We start from the raw sequence: 17448 nt of genomic DNA on the forward strand, positions 1-17448 counted from the left end.
GCCGAAGGCTGCGTCCGGCTGCTACAGGTTTTGTATCGAACTCTTGCGCAAGGCTGCCAGCACGTCCGCCAGCGAACTGAACTCTCGATCAACTTGTGCCAACACCGGCCGCTTCAAAACAATCACCGGCACCCCCCGCTCCCGCGCCACTTCCAGCTTCGGCTCGGTCGCGGTGCTGCCGCTGTTCTTGCTGATCAGCACATCGATCTGTCGGCGCTCAAACAGCTCGCGTTCTTCCTCGATCACAAACGGGCCGCGTGTGCCGATGACTTCGCAGCGGTCGTTGCCGGGGTAAACGTCCAGCGCACGTAACGTCCAGAATTGCTCCGGCGGGATTTCTTGCAGGTGCTGCAAGGGTTCGCGACCGAGGGTGAATAAGGGGCGGTGGAAGGGTTGCAGGGCTTCGATCAGTTCGGACCAGTCGGCGACTTCGCGCCAGTCATCCCCGGCCAGGGGTCGCCAGGCCGGACGGCGCAGCGCCCAGCAGGTGATGCCGGTCAGCTGTGCGGCCGTCGCGGCGTTGTGGCTGATTTGGGCGGCGTAGGGATGGGTCGCGTCCAGCAGCAGGTCGATGCCTTCTTCGCGAATGAACTGCGCCAGACCTTCCGCGCCGCCGTAGCCGCCGACGCGCACCTGACAGGTCAGATCCGTTGGCACCCGACCCACACCGGCCAGGCTGTAAATGTGTTCAGGGCCAAGGGTGCGAGCGATGGCCAGCGCTTCCGTCACGCCGCCGAGCAGCAAGATGCGCTTCATTGAAAAGCCCCCGCATGGCCGACAATGCCGCCCTGACGATCGATGGCAAACACTTCGACCTGAACCTGCGCCGGCACCACGCTACGGGCAAATTCCAGGGCGTGCTGACACACCGCATCACCGAGGGCGATGCCCGCAGCGGCAGCCATCGCCAAGGCTTGCTGGCTGGTATTGGCCTCGCGAATGGCCTGTTGCAGTGCTTCATCCGCGCCGACCGCTGCTGCCCATTGCGCCAGTTGCGGCAGGTCGATGCTCGAATGCCGACTGTGCAAATCCATGTGCCCGGCCGCCAGTTTGCTGATCTTGCCGAAGCCGCCGCACAGGCTGAGTTTATCCACAGGCACTTTGCGCAGATGCTTGAGTACGGCGCCGACGAAGTCGCCCATTTCGATCAGGGCGATTTCCGGCAAGTCGTAGACCCGGCGCATGGTGTCTTCGCTGGCGTTGCCGGTGCAGGCGGCGATGTGCAGGTAACCGTTGGTTTTGGCGACGTCGATGCCTTGGTGGATCGAGGCGATGTACGCCGCACACGAAAATGGCCGGACGATGCCGCTGGTGCCGAGAATCGACAAGCCGCCGAGAATCCCCAGGCGCGGGTTCATGGTTTTCAGCGCCAGGGCTTCGCCGTCCTCGACGTTGACGGTGACCTCGAAGCCGCCGCGGTAGCCGAGTTCTTCGGCCAGCAAGGTCAGGTGATCGGTGATCATTTTGCGCGGCACCGGATTGATCGCCGGTTCGCCGACGGCCAGTACCAAGCCGGGGCGCGTCACCGTGCCGACACCACGCCCCGCCTTGAAATGAATGCCCGGCTCGACGCTCAGGCGCACGTGCGTGTACAGCAGGGCGCCGTGCGTTACGTCAGGGTCGTCGCCCGCGTCTTTGATTGTTCCGGCTTCGGCGCCGTCGTCGGTCAGGCGACAAAATTCCAGGCGCATCTGCACGTGCTTGCCCTTGGGCAATACGATCTCGACCGCGTCAGCACCCATGCCCCCCAACAACAGACGCGCTGCGGCCAGACTGGTGGCGGTGGCGCAGCTGCCGGTGGTCAGGCCGCTGCGCAACGGGGCGGGTTGTTCGGCGGTTTCGTCACGCATCGCAGGGCTTCGTCACGTCCAGCAGGGTAATCGGCAGCGCCTGGCGCCAGGTGTCGAATTCACCCAGCGGCTGCGCCTGGGCAATGTGGATGCGGGTCAGCTCGCCGCCATGCTGTTCGCGCCAGGCCATCAGGGTCATTTCACTTTGCAGCGTGACCGCGTTGGCGATCAATCGACCGCCGGGTTTGAGTTGCGCCCAACAGGTATCGAGCACGCCTTCACGGGTGACGCCGCCCCCGATGAAAATCGCGTCCGGGCGTTCGAGCCCGGCCAGGGCCTGGGGTGCGTTGCCGCGAATCAGTTGCAGTCCGGGCACGCCGAGGGCGTCGCGGTTGTGTTCGATCAGCGACTGTCGACCTTCATCGGCTTCAATGGCCAGTGCGCGACATGTCGGGTGGGCGCGCATCCATTCGATGCCAATCGAGCCGCTGCCAGCGCCGACGTCCCACAGCAGCTCACCCGGCACCGGCGCGAGGCGCGCGAGGGTGATGGCGCGCACGTCGCGCTTGGTCAGTTGGCCGTCGTGTTTGAACGCGGAGTCCGGCAACCCGGCCAATCGCGAAAGGTTCGCTGTGCTCGGCTCGGCGATGCACTCGATGGCGATCAGGTTCAGGTCGGCGATCAGCGGATCATTCCAGTCATTGGCAACGCCATCGATGCGCCGTTCGGCTGCACCGCCCAGATGTTCCAGCACGGTGAGGCGGCTCGGACCGAAACCGCGTTCGCGCAGCAGAGCGGCAATCGCCGCCGGGCTTTGACCGTCGTTGCTCAGCACCAGCAAACGCACGCCACTGAACACCTGCGCATTGAGGGCGGCGAGCGGCCGGGCAACGACTGAAAGCGTCACCACCTCCTGCAACGGCCAGCCCATTCGCGCGGCTGCCAGCGAACAGGAGGAAGGCGCCGGCAGGATCTGCATGTCTTCAGCCGACACCTGGCGCGCAAGGCTGGCGCCCACGCCGAAGAACATCGGATCGCCGCTGGCCAGCACACACACCGCCTCACCGCGACGGGCCAACAGCGGCTCAAGGGAAAAAGGGCTCGGCCACACCTGGCGCTCGCCACGGATGCACACCGGCAGCAGATCCAGTTGCCGCTGGCCGCCCATAATCCGCGAAGCGCGCAGCAGGGCATGCCGGGCGTTTCTGCCCAGGCCCTTGAAGCCGTCTTCACCGATTCCCACTACTGTCAGCCAGGGTGACATCTGCAGTCCTTAAAAATAGTCCTCAATCGGACGGTTCCGACGGGCAGGCTTTTCATGCCGCCTGACAAAGCAGGCATAATACCGCGCCTTCGCCCGCGAAGCGCCTTTCCCACACAGCCGGTCGCCCCCTTGAACGAACGTCCGATGTCCACTGCCTTACGCCCCTCGGCTTGCCCGGGGTTGCTGCGTATTGTCCAGGCGCTGGACGGCGGCATCTGCCGGATCAAGTTGAATGGTGGTTCGATCAGCGCCGATCAGGCCGACGCGGTGGCGAGTGCTGCCGAACGCTATGCCGGGGGCGTGATCGAGGCGACCAACCGCGCCAACCTGCAAATTCGCGGGATTGGCGGTGAACACGCAGCCTTGATCGACAGCCTGATGGCGGCCGGACTCGGCCCGAGCAGCGCCGCTGGCGATGATGTGCGCAACCTGATGCTCAGCCCGAGCGCCGGGATCGATCGGCACCGGTTGATCGACACGCGCCCGTTGGCCGGGCAGGTTCTCGCCACGCTGCAAAGCGATGCACGCTTGCATGACCTCAGCGCCAAATTTGCCGTGCAACTGGATGGCGGCGAAGCCTTGGCGATGCTCGAACATCCCCATGACCTGTGGCTGGCAGCGATTGAGCGTGACGGCGAACAACGCTGGGCCTTCGGTCTGGCCGGGTGCCCGACAGACGTGCCTGCCGGTTCGGTGGCGCTGGATCAGGGCCATGCGCTGGTCGTGGCGGTGCTGGAGTTGTTTCTTGAAGGGGCACGTCCCGAGCAGACACGCATGCGCCATTTGCTCGCTGAATGTCCACTCGACGCGTTTCTTGCTCGACTGGCCGAGCGAGTGCCGCTGAAAGCCATCGAGGGTTGGCAGCGTATCGCAGGTCCGAATGCCTTGCACATCGGCGCTCATGCGCAGCGTGACGCCGAGCGCGTGTACATCGGCGCAGTACCGCCGTTGGGACGTCTCGACCCCGCGATGCTGCGCGGGGTCGCACAACTGGCACGGGAACACGGTGACACCAGCCTGCGATTCACGCCGTGGCAAAGCCTGTTGCTGCCCGGCGTGCCGCTCGACAAGGCAGCGCAAGTTATCCACCGCCTCGAACAACTCGGCCTGCGCTGCTCGGCCGATGACGCCTTGGCCCACCTGATCGCCTGCACCGGCTCGATCGGTTGCGGCAAAGGCCTGGCCGACACCAAGGGCGATGCCCGGCAACTGGCCGCGCTGCTGCAACGCCAAGGGCTGGCGCTGAACGTTCACCTGTCGGGTTGCTCGCGCTCCTGCGCGGCTGCGCACATCGCGCCGATGACCTTGCTGGCGGTTTCCGCCGGTCATTACGACCTCTATTTTCGCGACGCAGCACAGCCCGGTTTCGGCGCGCTGCACGCACGCAATCTTACTATTGAAGCGGTCGCAGCCTTACTCGACGACCGCTCACGGAGCCCCCTAGATGCTTGATTACATCCGCGACGGTCAGGAGATCTATCGCAACTCCTTCGCGATCATTCGCGCCGAGGCCAACCTCGCACGCATCCCCGCCGATCTGGAGAAACTCGCGGTACGCGTGATCCACGCCTGCGGCATGGTCGATGCGATCGACGGCTTGCAGTTTTCCGAAGGCGCGGGCAAGGCCGGGCGCGAGGCGCTGGCCGCCGGTGCGCCGATCCTGTGCGACGCGCGGATGGTCAGCGAAGGTGTCACGCGCACGCGGTTGCCGGCGAACAACCAGGTCATCTGCACCCTGCGCGATGACAGCGTTCCGGAGCTGGCTCGCGAATTGGGTAACACCCGCTCCGCCGTTGCGCTGGAGCTGTGGCGTCCGCACCTGGAAGGCAGCGTGGTGGTGATCGGCAATGCGCCGACCGCGCTGTTTTACCTGCTGGAAATGCTCGATGCCGGTGCGCCGAAACCGGCCCTGATCCTCGGCTTCCCGGTGGGTTTCGTCGGTGCCGCTGAATCCAAGGCTGCGCTCGCCGCCGACAGTCGCGGTGTACCGTTTGTGATCATGCAAGGCCGGCTGGGCGGTAGCGCCATGGCCGCCGCCGCCGTCAACGCCCTCGCCACGGAGATCGAATGATGCAGCAAACTGGACGCTTGATCGGCCTGGGCGTCGGCCCCGGTGATCCGGAACTGATTACCGTCAAAGCCCTGCGCCTGTTGCGCGAATCGCCAGTGGTGGCGTACTTCGTCGCCAAGGGCAAAAAGGGCAACGCCTTCGGCATCATCGAAGCCCATTTGCAGGACGCGCAAACCCTGCTGCCGCTGGTGTACCCGGTGACCACCGAAGCACTGCCGGCACCGCTGTCGTACGAGCAAGTGATCAGCGATTTCTACGATGCGGCCGGCGAAGAGCTCGCGGCGCATCTGGACGCGGGCCGTGACGTGGCAGTGATCTGCGAGGGTGATCCGTTCTTCTACGGTTCCTACATGTACCTGCACGATCGGCTGGCCGAACGCTATGAAGCCGAAGTGGTGCCGGGCGTGTGCTCGATGCTTGGCGGCGCTTCGGTGCTGGGTGCGCCGTTGGTGTACCGCAATCAGAGTCTGTCGGTGCTGTCCGGCGTGCTGCCTCACGACGATCTCAAGCGTCGGCTGGCCGATGCCGATGCGGCGGTGATCATGAAGCTGGGGCGCAATTTCCCCAAGGTCCGCCAAGTGCTTGAAGAACTCGGTCTGGCGGAACGTGCGCTCTACGTCGAACGCGCGACCATGGCCAATCAGAAAATCGTCCCACTGGACCAGGTCGAGCCGATGTCGTCGCCATACTTCTCGCTGATCATCGTTCCCGGCGAAAGGTGGCAAGGCTGATGGCCCGTCCAGCTCCGGCGATTGTCATTCTGGGCAACGGCAGCCTCGCGACCGCACGCAAAATCCAGCAGGTCTACCCCGGCGCTCTGATTCATGGCCTGGCCGGACGGGTTGAAGGCGCGGACCGTGTTTATCACGAGTTTGGCGCCACCGTGCGCGAGTTCTATCAGCAGGACACACCGATCATTGCCTTGTGCGCGGCCGGGATCGTGATCCGCACCCTGGCGCCGTTGCTGCTTGAGAAGGGCGCCGAACCGCCAGTGCTCGCGGTGGCCGAAGACGGCAGCGCCGTGGTGCCGCTGCTGGGCGGTCTCGGTGGCGTGAACGTCATGGCGCGGCAGATTGCTGCCGGTCTCGACGTGGCGGCGGCGATCACCACCAGCGGTGAATTGCGCTTCGGCACCTGCCTGCTCAATCCACCCAACGGCTACGCCCTCGGCGATCTGGAACTGGGCAAACGTTTTGTTTCGGATCTGCTCGCGGGCCACAGCGTGCGCATCGAAGGGGCGGCCCCTTGGCTGGCACAAGCGCAGTTGCCGGAAGACCCGGAGGCGCCGTTGTCGATTCATGTTGGCAGTGCCGAGCGCACGCCGGTGGCCAATGAATTGCTGATCTACCCGCGCAGCGTGCTGGTGGCGGTGAGCGCCGAGGTGGCGGATCTGCCGAACGCGATTCGCGGGGCGTTGCATCAGGCAAACATCGCCGTGCAATCGCTGGCGTGCTTGCTGGCCAGCGATCGGCACATGGCCAATCCTGCGTTGCGCGAAGCGGCGCTTGAACTGGGCGTGCCGCTGCGGTTTGCGTCGGTCAACGGCGGCGTCAGCGAGCTGGCCCGCCACACCGTGCCGAACGCTACCATTGTGTCGGCGGAGACCGGCATCGCCATCGCGGTGGCCAAGGAGCCACTGGAGCTTGCACAGATCGGGCGTGCACGCGGTCGTCTGGCCGTGATCGGCCTGGGCCCAGGCGCTGCCGAACTGATGGTGCCGGCGGTCAAGGCCGAACTGGCGCGCGCCAATGACGTGCTGGGTTATGAAACCTACGTGCGCATGGCCGGGCCATTTCGCGAGGATCAAGTGCTGCATTGCACCGACAACCGCGAGGAAATGCAGCGCGCTCGCCACGCCTTTGAGCTGGCGGCCCAAGGGCGGTCGGTGGTGGTGGTTTCGTCGGGGGATCCGGGCGTATTCGCCATGGCAGCCGCCGTACTCGAAGCGCTGCATGAGTCGAGTGAGCCGGGCTGGCACAGCGTCGATCTGGAGATTCTTCCCGGCGTCTCCGCGTCCCTGGCAACCGCGGCTCAGGCCGGCGCGCCATTGGGGCACGACTTCTGCGTGATGTCCCTGTCAGACAACCTCAAGCCTTGGGCAATGATCGAGAAGCGGCTGGACCTGGCGTCTCAGGCCGACCTGGCGCTGGCATTCTACAATCCGATTTCGCGGTCGCGCCCGTGGCAACTGGGGCGGGCACTGGAGATTGTCGCGCAGCACCGCTCCGCTGAAACGCCGGTGGTGTTGGGGCGGGACATTGGTCGTCCGGGCCAGACGTTGCGTGTCACCACGCTGGGTGATCTGACCCCCGATCAGGTCGACATGCGCACCATGGTGCTGGTCGGTTCTTCCACCACCTGCGTGTTCCCGCGTGCCGAGGGTGGCCAGTGGGTGTATACGCCACGCTGGTACGGTGACAAGCCCTCTTCGTGAAAGTCGGCGGCCTCGTTCTGAAGCCGCTTTTATAACGATCTGCCGTTAATGAACAGGATGTCATTGCGGCAGGTCGTTCGATGTGTTGATGTAAGCCGATGTTTTGTTCACGTGTAAGGAAACTGTCGAGTTTGTTGATGGTTGTCCTTTATCTGGTCTTTTTTTTGTTGTTTTTGAATATCTAAAGTTTCTGGATGTTTGGCGGGTCATTAATTGTTTGTTTTCTTCTTTGAAGCGGATAAAACGTTCGGTTAGTGTTGTTTTATAACCGGATGGGTTCTCCGTTCGGGTGGAGGCCCGCTTTTATTTTTACAGGGAAGTATCTTTATGAGTGAACAAACAACTGGTCATGTAAACGGCTACGTCGATTTTATCGATCTATTCAAACTGTCTGATCTTGAGCAGGCGTTACAAGAGCATAAAGGTGCAGAGGAATATGACGCAGTATTTCGATATTACTTTGCTTGTATCTCAGTGCTCGATTTTCCAAGAATGCTTGCGCCGCTGGGTTTGCTGCGCGAGGCCCTCGGGTCTTTTGTCGAGCCCAAGCGCCGGCGTCGACGCGCAGCCGGTGTGGAGCGGCCCACAGCACAGCCGGGCGATGCAGCGCCGGGGCTGACGGAGATCCGCGACAGGGTCGAAGGCTTCCACTCGCGCTTGTCCAATAGCATTGAACAGCTGAGTACCGCCGCCACCGAAGTGCCGAAAAATCTCCACTTCGTCTGGCTGGGGGGCGGCTTGGGAAACATTCAGCGCGACTATATTAATGTCTGGCAAAAGGTGTTGGCCGGGCAGGGCTATACCGTGAAGCTCTGGTACGACAGCGATGCATTACTGGCCTATGAAACCAACCGGATCATTGTCGAGGCCGCGAAGGCCGATGCAATGGTCAATGGCGGTCATGGCAGCGAATCGTTTCTTGATCTGAGTGATAAATATGAGGAACGGGCCATTGTTCTCAAACAACAAATGTTCGCGCATATCAACAAAGCGGTAGCGCGTGGTGTTAATGCGGATGATGCACGAATTGATTATCTGGTCCGTGGATATGGTCAGAATGAAGCCAGCTTGAAAGCCTTGCGGGACAAGAATAATCAAAGTATTTCGGCAATGGGCGAGGGCGGTGTGGAGCTTCGTAATATTGCAGCGAATGGAACACCGTTGCACTTGCAGGATATTTACCAACGGGAAATCAGTCTGCGAGGCAACTTTGCCGCGGCTTCCGATGTGGTGCGCATTGAGGCCTTGATGGCTGAAGGCGGAAGTTATGCGGATGTCGATAACCTGCCGCCTCTTCTGAAGACGCTGGGCGGGGTGGACATCAGTCAATTCAGCAGCGATGCGCGCCTGGGCGTCTTGCAGTTGTTGCTGGATCAGAACCCGGAGTGGATGCCGGGTCGTGAGGCATCAAGAAGCAAGTACACAAGCTACTTCGAGCGCATACCTGAAGAACATCGCCCGGCGCTGGAGCAGTTCGCCAACAGTCATCCGCCGTTGAATAGCGTTTTTCGCGAGCCCGCAGAGCGCCTTGTGCGACCGGACGGACTGCGAGCGGTTGCCGAAGGGGGCAGCCTGAGTAATGCGTTTCTCATGGCGCATCCAGGATCGGCGATGGTCAGCGCCGTGATTGATCGCTTCAAACTCAATTATGAGATCGTTGATGCCACGGCCCGTTTGGCCATGGAGCGTCAAGTCGCCGCTATCGATGTTGAGGCCATCAGTCAAATTGCGTTGGATGTCGTCGAAGAAAAATTCGCCCTCTTGGGTGCTTCGCCGGGGGATGTAGAACCTGCGCAGTATCTTCTGGCTCTGGCTGCAGCTTCCTACTACAGCGACGGTATTCGCCCCCAAAGCGAAGTGACCATCTATCTGACCGGGCCCGCTGCGATGCGCGATGCGCTCGCGGATTACGCAAGCAGGCATTTCACCCCACGAGCAGCGGGCGCCTGGCGAACGGATGTGGCAATTGACCCCGCCGCAACGGTGAACCGGGCCACCGAGGAGGAGTTGGACCACTCCTGGAAAGAAAACGAAAGCGACACCGAGGAGTGGTTCAAGAACGAAAAACAACGGTGGGAAGCCGGGCAGTTCAAGGCGCGTTACCTGGGCAAAGTGGATCAGTTGCTGAAGAGCCAGACGCTCTCTTTCGACCATGGCTGGCCCGTCATCGAAGGTCGACACGTGTTGTCGACTGAACTGCTGCAATCCCTGGCGGAACAGCTTGGCGAACCTTTCTTTCGTGCAATGAGTCAGCAGACCAGCGGTGAGGTGGCTTTCGACAAACCATTGCAGCTGGGTTTTGACGAGCGTCAATCCATCCTTGCGCAGGAGATCGCGCCACCGCCGGTGCTGGTCGGTGAGCCGGCCTCCGCGGAGTTGGCTCTGGATGAATTGCTTCACCGAATTGGCCGAGGGATGTTGCAGGTAGAGCAACTTGATCCGCGACAGCGGCTACTGATCGGTTCGTTGCTGGGCGCGCGGGCGATGGATCAACGCAACTTTGATCACGTCCGCGCGCGGCTGGAAAACCTCGCTAACAACGTGTCTGAATTGGGCGTGTCACACCGGTACGGGGCGATTGAACGGGAGCTGTTCAAAGAAAGTCATCCGGCGTTCGTTGACGGTTTGGCCCGCGCCTCGACACCGTCCGTGACATTGTCCGAGACCAGCATTGAACTGAAGAAGCAGGCGTTGGAGCAATCGCTGACCTTGCTGCAATGGGGACGCCAGGTTGCCCGGATTCAGCAGGTCGCCAAACTCGAATTCCGTGATCGCATCAGCGAGCGCATGACCGATGTACTGGAAAGCTTCGATCAAGGCACCTTCAAACTGGTGCCACAGGATTTGTTGCTCCAGGGCGCCGGTGACCGGATCGCCGGGCGTTGCTATCCGTTGGCATTGGCCATGGCGGCGGCGATCAGCAAGGGGAGCGAAGCGGCCAACATGCTTCGCGAGCGGTTTTACCTGGCGGTCATTGAACCCGGTACCCGAGATTCGAATGCATTCGTGAGCGTTATCGAAGAACTTCGTGACGTCGACATCCGTGACCTCGGCGGGCTGGTCGTGCGCTCCGATCTGGCACAGGTGATCGCGACGCTTGAAGCGAAAACCGGCAGCAGCACGTTGATGCTCAATTCGGATAACCACTCGATGCTGCTGGCCAAGAGTAGGGTGGACGAGCGCAGTACTTATCATTTCTACGATCCGAACTTTGGTGTTTTCGAGTTCAATACCGCGCAAGCGCTCAGTGCAGCATTGACCCATTTTTTCATTAGCCAAGAGATGGCAGGGCCTTACGCCGCTTATGGGGAGCCCGGTCGTCCAGCCTTTGATTTGATTGAGCTGGACGCAGGCCGTCTTAATGCAAAGGTGTTGTCGTCGGGTGTCCCGGTGTCGAGTCTTTCCGATTCGGGCAGCCTGCCAGACCAGGCGCCGCGGGTAAGACAGCGGCTGGCCAGCGCGCGAGGGCAGTCGTTGGTCAGCAATGGGGTGCTGGGCAGTTCGTTGCTGGAGCTGGACGCCCACTGGTGGGGTGATCAGATCGCCCGGGCGACCCGGCAGTTGCAGGCGCAGCACGGGCTGTCGTCGAGCGCAGTTGCGTTGTTCGAGACGCTGGAGATCACCCCCGCAGGCGAGTACAAAATCAGTCTGGTCGATACCGATCCAGCGCAGACCATTGTGCGCGTCACCACCGATGATCCGCGATTCCTGAGAATCAAGAATTACCTCTCGGAAACCTTCCGTACGCTGGCCGCGCAACCGCATGAGTCGGCCAGCTTGCCTGACCCTACGGAGGCGGGCAGCGTCCATACGCTCAATGCCGGTTTCACTGTGCAAGCCTTGATGAATGCGCTGCGTCATCACGAGGGCGCGGCCAGCGGGGGTGACAAGGCGCTGACCACGGCCATTCGCTTGCATGCCTATGTCAATTACGCCCAACTGGTCCACGGCAACGTGGTGGATGTGGTTGGCGTCGTGACGCTGGTGCGTCAGGCACTGGACGATGAAAAACTGATCGCCCGCACCAGCGCACCGTTGGTGCAAAAGGCGTTGGGGCATGTGGCCAATGAAGGCGTCGGCACGGTGTTGGGGATGGTGAATGTCGGGTTTGATATTTACCAGTTAAGCCGTGCCACCAATGACATTGAGAAGGCGCAATTCGGCACGCAGCTGGCGTTCGACTCCGCGAGCGCCATGTTGGGCGCCGCCGGACTGGGTGCGGCATTGGCCGGGGCGGGAACGGTGGCGGCGGTGCTGGGCGGTGCCGGGGTGATTCTGGGGGGGCTGGCGGTGGGCGTCGCTGCGCTGGCCGAAGGGTTTGCCACCATTGCCGAAGAAGCCAAGGAGGTCGCCCGGTTTTTTGAGGGGGTGGAGAAGGCTTATCGAGAGGGCGGCTATCATCTGGACAAGGCCTCGAACGCCTGGCTTGCGCACCCCTTGCCGGTATTTGCCGAGCTCGATTTGCACGCATCCTGCGTCCGTTTCGACAGCCCCAGGCTGTTCCCGCTACGGGACCATTTCGGGGTTCCCGATTTCGATGTGGATTACGACCGCGCCACCGACATCCGCGTGGGCCTCGGGTTGCCCGACTCGGCGCCTTTCGCGCCGCCGCCCGGGCAGGCGATCGTTTTGCCCGGCACACCCAAAACCTGGTACGGCTATGAGTACACATTGCTGCCGTTTGTCACGTTTCGTCATGCCGGCGGCTTCGATACGGCCCGTCGGCTGGAGAAAAAGAATGAACAGGGACAATGGCAGTTTCTGTTTTCGTTCTACTCGTTTCCCGGCGAGTACGTGGTCAGCCGGCTGAACCCGGTCTACAAGCCCACGGTGTTCAACGTGCGTCTCGACAACATCGAACGTTCGCTGGTGGTGCCAGCCCTGCCAAAAGCGTGGCACGGACTGGTTTCCTACCGGATCGAAGGCGCCGGCGCCCAATGTTCCGTACTGCTCAATCCCGGGGTGAGCCTTGTACTCGACGCACCCGGTCACACGGCCATGCGCTGGGTGTTGCAGGCGCCCTGGTTGACGGAGGCAGACATCCGGATAGCCACTGCGGGCAGGCTCGTTTCGGACACGCTGGGTGTGAAGTTCAGTGGCAGCGGCGTTCACGATGTGTTGCTCAAGCTGGCGGGGAACACAATCGTGCGCGTTGATCTTGTTGCCCTGAAGTTGGAGGTGGTCGAGGAAGACGCCGATCCGGCGCTCGGGGAACAAGCGCTGCTGGATCACTTCAAGTCATTGGCCCGCGAACATCGACTGGCCATGCCTTACACCCCCGTTCACAACTTCGTGGTGCCGTTTGAAAAACCGGACGAACCGAGAACGGTGGCTGCGTATTACGACTCGGCGCAGGATCGTTTTCTGTATATCCGCGACCCGAATGTCCTGCTGGCCGATGAAGCCGTGCTGGGCGCCGTGGTCGAGGGCTCGGCCTATTTCTATCACCCCGCGAGTTTTGATGTCTGGCAGGTCGACGCGATCACCGGCACGCTGGTTCAGCGCTACCGTTTGCTGTTCAGGGATGGCTTGACCATTGGCCGCTGTGAGGCCGTGGCCAACGGCGGCATTCAGATCGTGCAGCAGTACGTTCGCAAGGATGGCCAGCGCGATGAACTGACCTTCCTGATCCATCAGCAAACGGTGTTGCTCGCCTCGATCACCCTGGGTCAGGATCCAGCACTGCAGGCGGTTTTAGAGGCTGACACCCTGACGGACTGGAAGCGGATACTGGGCAATTATGTGTTGCCGGGAGCGTTCGTTGATACCGTGGACTGGCGCCCCGGTGCGCTGGTTTCGATCTGTTGGCAGCGCGAAGACAACTCCCGTGATCTGGTCTGGGTCCGCGATCTTGACGGGTTGATCATCCGTGCACCCGCCCGGCGTCACCATGTGCGAGGCTGGAAGGATTCGATCAAGGCTTTGGATACCCTTTTACTCATTGCGCCCGACGGTGCCGAGGGCGAGGTGTTCGTGACCTACGACAAGGACATTCAAAGCCTCGTGCGCCAGCAAAGGTCGATGGTCGAGGGGCGCGTGCAATGGTCTTCCAGAGAAATTGCCCCCACAGGGCTGAAAAATGTTGTAGCGGTCGAGCAGGGGCATCTTGCCCTGACCGACTCGGGCCTGTTCTTCACGATGACGTCGGAAGGCTATCTGCGCTTGGGCGGATTGACGGGCACCTGGTTCAAGGATCGGGCCCGGTGGTGGTCCGAACTGCCTGCGGTGTCGACGCAGTATCCGGTGTCGAGTCTCGCCCTTCTTGGGTTGAGCAACTTTACGGGTAGCGGCGATTTATGCGCCTGGTATGTGGAGGATCGGCTGTTGCTCGCGGACCTGGGCCATGGCAAAGAAGTGCGGTTGCTGAGTAGTGTTCCGGACAATCAGGCTGCCTGGTTATTCGATCTTTCAACGGGCAGGATTTTCAGCCAGCGCTTTATCGAAACGACACACTTGAACGCTGCATTTGGCCCGGGAACCCGGCTTTTGCAGGCTGAGGCATTGCCCGCTCCGATGCAGGAATGGGCGCCCTGGGTCTTTACCGACGTGAAAGTGGAGGGTGCCGGCCTGAAGGCCACAACGCTTGATGGCCTGGAGATGGATTTACAGCACAACGAACCGGTCCGGATTACGGGGGTGGGCAGCCGCTGGGTTGCGGCACTGGAAGGGCCATTGAGTGAGGGGCTGGCAGCGCTGGCGAACGAATATCGCTGCGCCGATTTCCTGTCCGTCAAAGACCCCGACAGCCTTCAATGGTATGTGGTCCGCAGCGGACGATTGATCCGGATTCCGAAGGCCGCCGTTACTGCGCACTACACGCTGGTGGGCACCCGGGATCAAACCAGTGCGATGCTGCACGAACGCGAAGATGGTTTGTTGTACATCTATCCGCAAAAAAGCACGGTCGGACCGCTCGACTATATCCAGCGTAACGCCCAAGTGCTGGTGGTCGAGGGGCCGAAGAGGGCCCATGACCTTCTGCCGTTGATTGCTGATGATGTCAGCATCCTGGTGCTCAAAATGGGTCAGGGGACCACGACAAGCCGACTGACCCGAGCGGCCTGGTTGAAACTTGAATCGGTCATCGTCGATTGTCGTTATTCGCTTGAGCGGCCACCCTCGATTCCCGGGAAACTGATTCTGGACCCTTCGATCATGGATCAGTTATGGGTCAGCCTGGTCGATGAACACCTGGTGATGAACGGCCTGGACAGCGGGCGCAGCCTGATTTTTCGCGGTGTTTACTCTGCGGATGTGGCGTTGCGGGGTGACGTGTTCCTTTCGCTCAATGGCTATCGGTCACGGGCGGTTTCGGAAATAGTGACCGAGTTACTGAGGCTAAAAGGCGTTGCCGGCAGCGCCACGTTAACGGAGCTGATGTCGAGTTCTCAGGTCGAGGTGGTCGCAGAACCGGCAAAATCCAGGGCGTAGCGTTCCCGCACTGATTACGGCACCAGATAACCTTTCACACCCGTGAAGATAATCTGTGCCGCCAGCGCGCACACAAACAATCCCATCAATCGGCTGACAATCTGCAAGCCCTGGTCTCCGAGAATCCGTTCGATGCGGTTGGACAAATAAAGGACCACACCGACCGTGAAGCTGGCCAGGGCAATGCTGAGAATGGCCGTGAGTTTGTCGTCCCAGTGTGGCTGGCTCACGCCCATCACCAGCAAGGCACCGATGGTGCCGGGGCCGACCGTCAATGGAATCGTCAGCGGGACGATCGTCACGTCCTGCTGCACATTGTCGGTCTGCACCGCCGACTTGCCCTGGGCCATGCCCAGTGCCGAGATAAACAGCACGCTGCCGGCACCGATGCGGAACGCATCCACGGTAATGCCGAAGACACTGAAAATCACCCGTCCGAACAAGTACAGCAAGACGCTGGACACCAGCGTCGCGGTGGCCACTTTCCAGGCCAGCCGACGCTGTTCCTTGCGTGAATAACCGCGGGTCAGGCTGATGAAGCAGGACAACACGAAGAACGGGCTGTAGAGCACCAGCATCTTCAGGTAAACGCTGAATAACACGTGGAGCATGGTGGTCGCTCTCAGGTCAGGGAAGTCGAGGGGAGTCGAGGGGAGTCTATCAGGCGGTACGGGGGCTGTCGGCTAACAGACGGGGAGTTGTGCCGCGTTTTTTCAATCGCAGGAGAAGATTCTGCGCAGCGTTAAATCAATCAATGGAATGAAAAAAAGGAGCATCAAAATGGAATTTGCATCACAAGACATTACTCGGGGTATTACGCCGCAAAATGGCGCCGCGGTTTTGCACAATAGTTTGCTGGGTTTAAGCGCTCAGCTGTCGAGTCAGGACAGGCAGTTCGTCAAAAACAGCGTTCGATATGCCAAAGCCCGGGCGGACCAAAAATACAACAGTGTCAAACAGGCGGCTGAGTGGTTCGAATACTACTCCGGGGTAATGTGGTCTATCGGCTGGGGGCTTGATCAACCCCTGGTGGAGGTGATTGACAGGAAGTTCTCCGGAAGTGTGACGCGAGCGTATCTGGACGTCATGTCCAGCAGGGTTGCACGCAGCAAGCTTGCAACGCTTGAAAATGCCTTAAACATGCTGCAGAGCGATGAAGTGTTGCAAGGAACGTTCGCCGCCAGAGTGAGAGCCTTCGGTGCGTTTGAAGTATTGCCCACCGACCGTGAGCCGGACGGCTCCCTGGGGATATTTTTGAGCCATGTTCGTCTACTGAAACTGGATTGGTCCACGGGCTTTTGGAGCGTGGGGCATTCGATGGCGCAACTGGATATCCGTGTTCGACAATTTACCATTCGGCAGCGGGTCATTGAGCAAAACCGCAAGGAGTTGCAGGACGCGTTAACGGAGTTGGAGGGTAAGGAGTTTATGGATTTGCTGTCTCGCGGCTAACGCATGGTCAAACAAGTTAGTTGAATATTAGTTTGGTTGTTCATGTGCTGTTTTCTGGGGCGGTAATTATTTGTATGTGTTCTGAGTTGAGTTATAGGCTGGGGTTAGGTAGTGTTGTCTTCGAGCTGGATTTGCTCATATTAATTAACAGGAAGTTAAATTGTGAATGAAGTACAAGTGTTGGCTGAGTCGGAACAAGCAGCGTTTATTTCTGACTTGGTTAAAAGTTACCCTGCTTCAATGGCTAAACCGCGGGTTGCAGGTTTTTCCGCACGTTCGGGGTCGAGCATTATCAATCTCGACGATATTCAAGCAGTTGTCGACGGCCCTAACGTCATCGGTATGTTTGACGGGATGAGTCGGCGCAACAAACGAATCGCGCTAAATACTTATCGGTTTGCCGAAATCATGGCCACTAACAAGTACCCGGCCAAGCATCAGATCGAACAACGCTTTCAGTTTCTGATCAGTGTACTGACAGCGTTGAAGTGGACCAAAGTCGTTCAGGTGTCCAAGGCGTATGAAAAGAAGACACAAAGTCTGACCATGGCCAATGTAGCGGTCGATATTATTAGCGGCGTAGTGAAGGGCGTCGCTGGAGGTATTGGTATCCCCTCGCTTGTCGCTGACACACTGGGATCCCTCAAACAGGATGAAAAGGCGCTCAACCTTTTCAATCGCTCTGTAGAGAAAGATCAGGGTCGCCGCTTTGGTGTGGCCTCCTGTGCACAGGACAAGGAGGGTTCCGTCAACATGGCTGTCGCAGCAGTCAACTATTCCAAAGAGCCTGGTAAAGATGGCGGTGTGCTGTTCGTTGAATGGAAAAGTTCCGAGGTGGACGTTTACCAGGACACGGCGTATTTGGTCATTCATGAGGAAGACTACCCTGGTACAAGGGAGACGACGGTGAATGCCTATCTGGATGAGCTTGATGAACGTGCGTTTCAAGCCATTTTAGCCAGTAAGTAACAAAAAGGCCGGAGGCATTTGTCTCCGGTTTTTTTTA

The 17448-nt window shown here is 60.3% G+C and carries 11 protein-coding genes; 7 read left to right on the plus strand and 4 right to left on the minus strand.

Going from position 1 to position 17448, the window contains the following annotated elements; all coding sequences use genetic code 11:
* Positions 1 to 21 precede the first annotated feature (21 nt).
* From SB725_RS12185 to cbiE, 3 genes are read right to left on the minus strand one after another with little or no spacing between them, the layout of a single operon-like run.
* Positions 22 to 756, minus strand: a complete 735-nt coding sequence (locus tag SB725_RS12185) for a cobalt-precorrin-6A reductase (RefSeq protein ID WP_410921806.1) — start codon at positions 754 to 756, stop codon at positions 22 to 24.
* Positions 753 to 1850 carry a cobalt-precorrin-5B (C(1))-methyltransferase gene (locus SB725_RS12190; protein WP_410921808.1) on the minus strand — a complete coding sequence of 366 codons (1098 nt, stop codon included), beginning with the start codon at positions 1848 to 1850 and terminating at the stop codon, positions 753 to 755. Before SB725_RS12190 ends, SB725_RS12185 begins: the two co-directional genes overlap by 4 nt.
* Positions 1843 to 3054 carry a precorrin-6y C5,15-methyltransferase (decarboxylating) subunit CbiE gene (gene cbiE / locus SB725_RS12195; protein WP_410921809.1) on the minus strand — a complete coding sequence of 404 codons (1212 nt, stop codon included), beginning with the start codon at positions 3052 to 3054 and terminating at the stop codon, positions 1843 to 1845. Before cbiE ends, SB725_RS12190 begins: the two co-directional genes overlap by 8 nt.
* A 144-nt stretch (positions 3055 to 3198) precedes the next feature.
* Here cbiE and cobG point away from each other — a divergent pair, with 144 nt between their 5' ends.
* The 5 genes from cobG to SB725_RS12220 all read left to right on the plus strand — a co-directional run bounded on the left by cobG (position 3199) and on the right by SB725_RS12220 (position 14990).
* The gene (cobG, locus tag SB725_RS12200) at positions 3199 to 4506 is read left to right on the plus strand and encodes a precorrin-3B synthase (protein WP_410921811.1); all 1308 of its coding nucleotides are present in this window, start codon (positions 3199 to 3201) and stop codon (positions 4504 to 4506) included.
* Complete coding sequence (locus SB725_RS12205) at positions 4499 to 5125, plus strand: precorrin-8X methylmutase (protein ID WP_410921813.1); 627 nt, start codon at positions 4499 to 4501, stop codon at positions 5123 to 5125. The genes cobG and SB725_RS12205 overlap by 8 nt, the downstream gene beginning before the upstream one ends.
* Positions 5125 to 5856, plus strand: coding sequence for a precorrin-2 C(20)-methyltransferase (locus SB725_RS12210; protein ID WP_059181701.1), 732 nt, complete (start codon positions 5125 to 5127; stop codon positions 5854 to 5856). Before SB725_RS12205 ends, SB725_RS12210 begins: the two co-directional genes overlap by 1 nt.
* Positions 5856 to 7559: a precorrin-3B C(17)-methyltransferase gene (cobJ, locus tag SB725_RS12215; protein WP_410921815.1), complete on the plus strand. Its 1704-nt coding sequence runs from the start codon at positions 5856 to 5858 to the stop codon at positions 7557 to 7559. The genes SB725_RS12210 and cobJ overlap by 1 nt, the downstream gene beginning before the upstream one ends.
* Positions 7560 to 7886: 327 nt before the next feature.
* A complete protein-coding gene (locus SB725_RS12220) occupies positions 7887 to 14990 on the plus strand; it encodes a TcdA/TcdB pore-forming domain-containing protein (protein WP_410921817.1) in 7104 nt (2367 codons plus the stop codon).
* Between the two features lie 14 nt (positions 14991 to 15004).
* Here the strand turns inward: SB725_RS12220 and SB725_RS12225 are convergent, their stop codons facing one another.
* Positions 15005 to 15601 carry a MarC family protein gene (locus tag SB725_RS12225; protein WP_007937197.1) on the minus strand — a complete coding sequence of 199 codons (597 nt, stop codon included), beginning with the start codon at positions 15599 to 15601 and terminating at the stop codon, positions 15005 to 15007.
* A 169-nt stretch (positions 15602 to 15770) separates the two neighbouring features.
* On the opposite strand from SB725_RS12225, the gene SB725_RS12230 reads away from it, so the two are divergent.
* Positions 15771 to 16442: a hypothetical protein gene (locus tag SB725_RS12230; RefSeq protein WP_059181698.1), complete on the plus strand. Its 672-nt coding sequence runs from the start codon at positions 15771 to 15773 to the stop codon at positions 16440 to 16442.
* 162 nt (positions 16443 to 16604) lie between these two features.
* Positions 16605 to 17411 carry a hypothetical protein gene (locus SB725_RS12235; protein WP_027921907.1) on the plus strand — a complete coding sequence of 269 codons (807 nt, stop codon included), beginning with the start codon at positions 16605 to 16607 and terminating at the stop codon, positions 17409 to 17411.
* Positions 17412 to 17448: the final 37 nt, after the last annotated feature.

The sequence above is a fragment of the Pseudomonas sp. SIMBA_041 genome (genome assembly GCF_046535095.1).
GTDB classification, from domain to species: domain Bacteria; phylum Pseudomonadota; class Gammaproteobacteria; order Pseudomonadales; family Pseudomonadaceae; genus Aquipseudomonas; species Aquipseudomonas mucoides.

Bases quoted from the DNA above. Each gene is read 5' to 3' on its own strand.
- SB725_RS12230 (WP_059181698.1), top strand. From the start codon at position 15,771: ATGGAATTTGCATCACAAGACATTACTCGGGGTATTACGCCGCAAAAT.
- SB725_RS12225 (WP_007937197.1), bottom strand. From the start codon at position 15,601: ATGCTCCACGTGTTATTCAGCGTTTACCTGAAGATGCTGGTGCTCTAC.
- SB725_RS12210 (WP_059181701.1), top strand. From the start codon at position 5,125: ATGCAGCAAACTGGACGCTTGATCGGCCTGGGCGTCGGCCCCGGTGAT.
- cobJ (WP_410921815.1), top strand. From the start codon at position 5,856: ATGGCCCGTCCAGCTCCGGCGATTGTCATTCTGGGCAACGGCAGCCTC.
- cobG (WP_410921811.1), top strand. From the start codon at position 3,199: ATGTCCACTGCCTTACGCCCCTCGGCTTGCCCGGGGTTGCTGCGTATT.
- SB725_RS12190 (WP_410921808.1), bottom strand. From the start codon at position 1,850: ATGCGTGACGAAACCGCCGAACAACCCGCCCCGTTGCGCAGCGGCCTG.
- SB725_RS12185 (WP_410921806.1), bottom strand. From the start codon at position 756: ATGAAGCGCATCTTGCTGCTCGGCGGCGTGACGGAAGCGCTGGCCATC.
- SB725_RS12205 (WP_410921813.1), top strand. From the start codon at position 4,499: ATGCTTGATTACATCCGCGACGGTCAGGAGATCTATCGCAACTCCTTC.
- SB725_RS12220 (WP_410921817.1), top strand. From the start codon at position 7,887: ATGAGTGAACAAACAACTGGTCATGTAAACGGCTACGTCGATTTTATC.
- cbiE (WP_410921809.1), bottom strand. From the start codon at position 3,054: ATGTCACCCTGGCTGACAGTAGTGGGAATCGGTGAAGACGGCTTCAAG.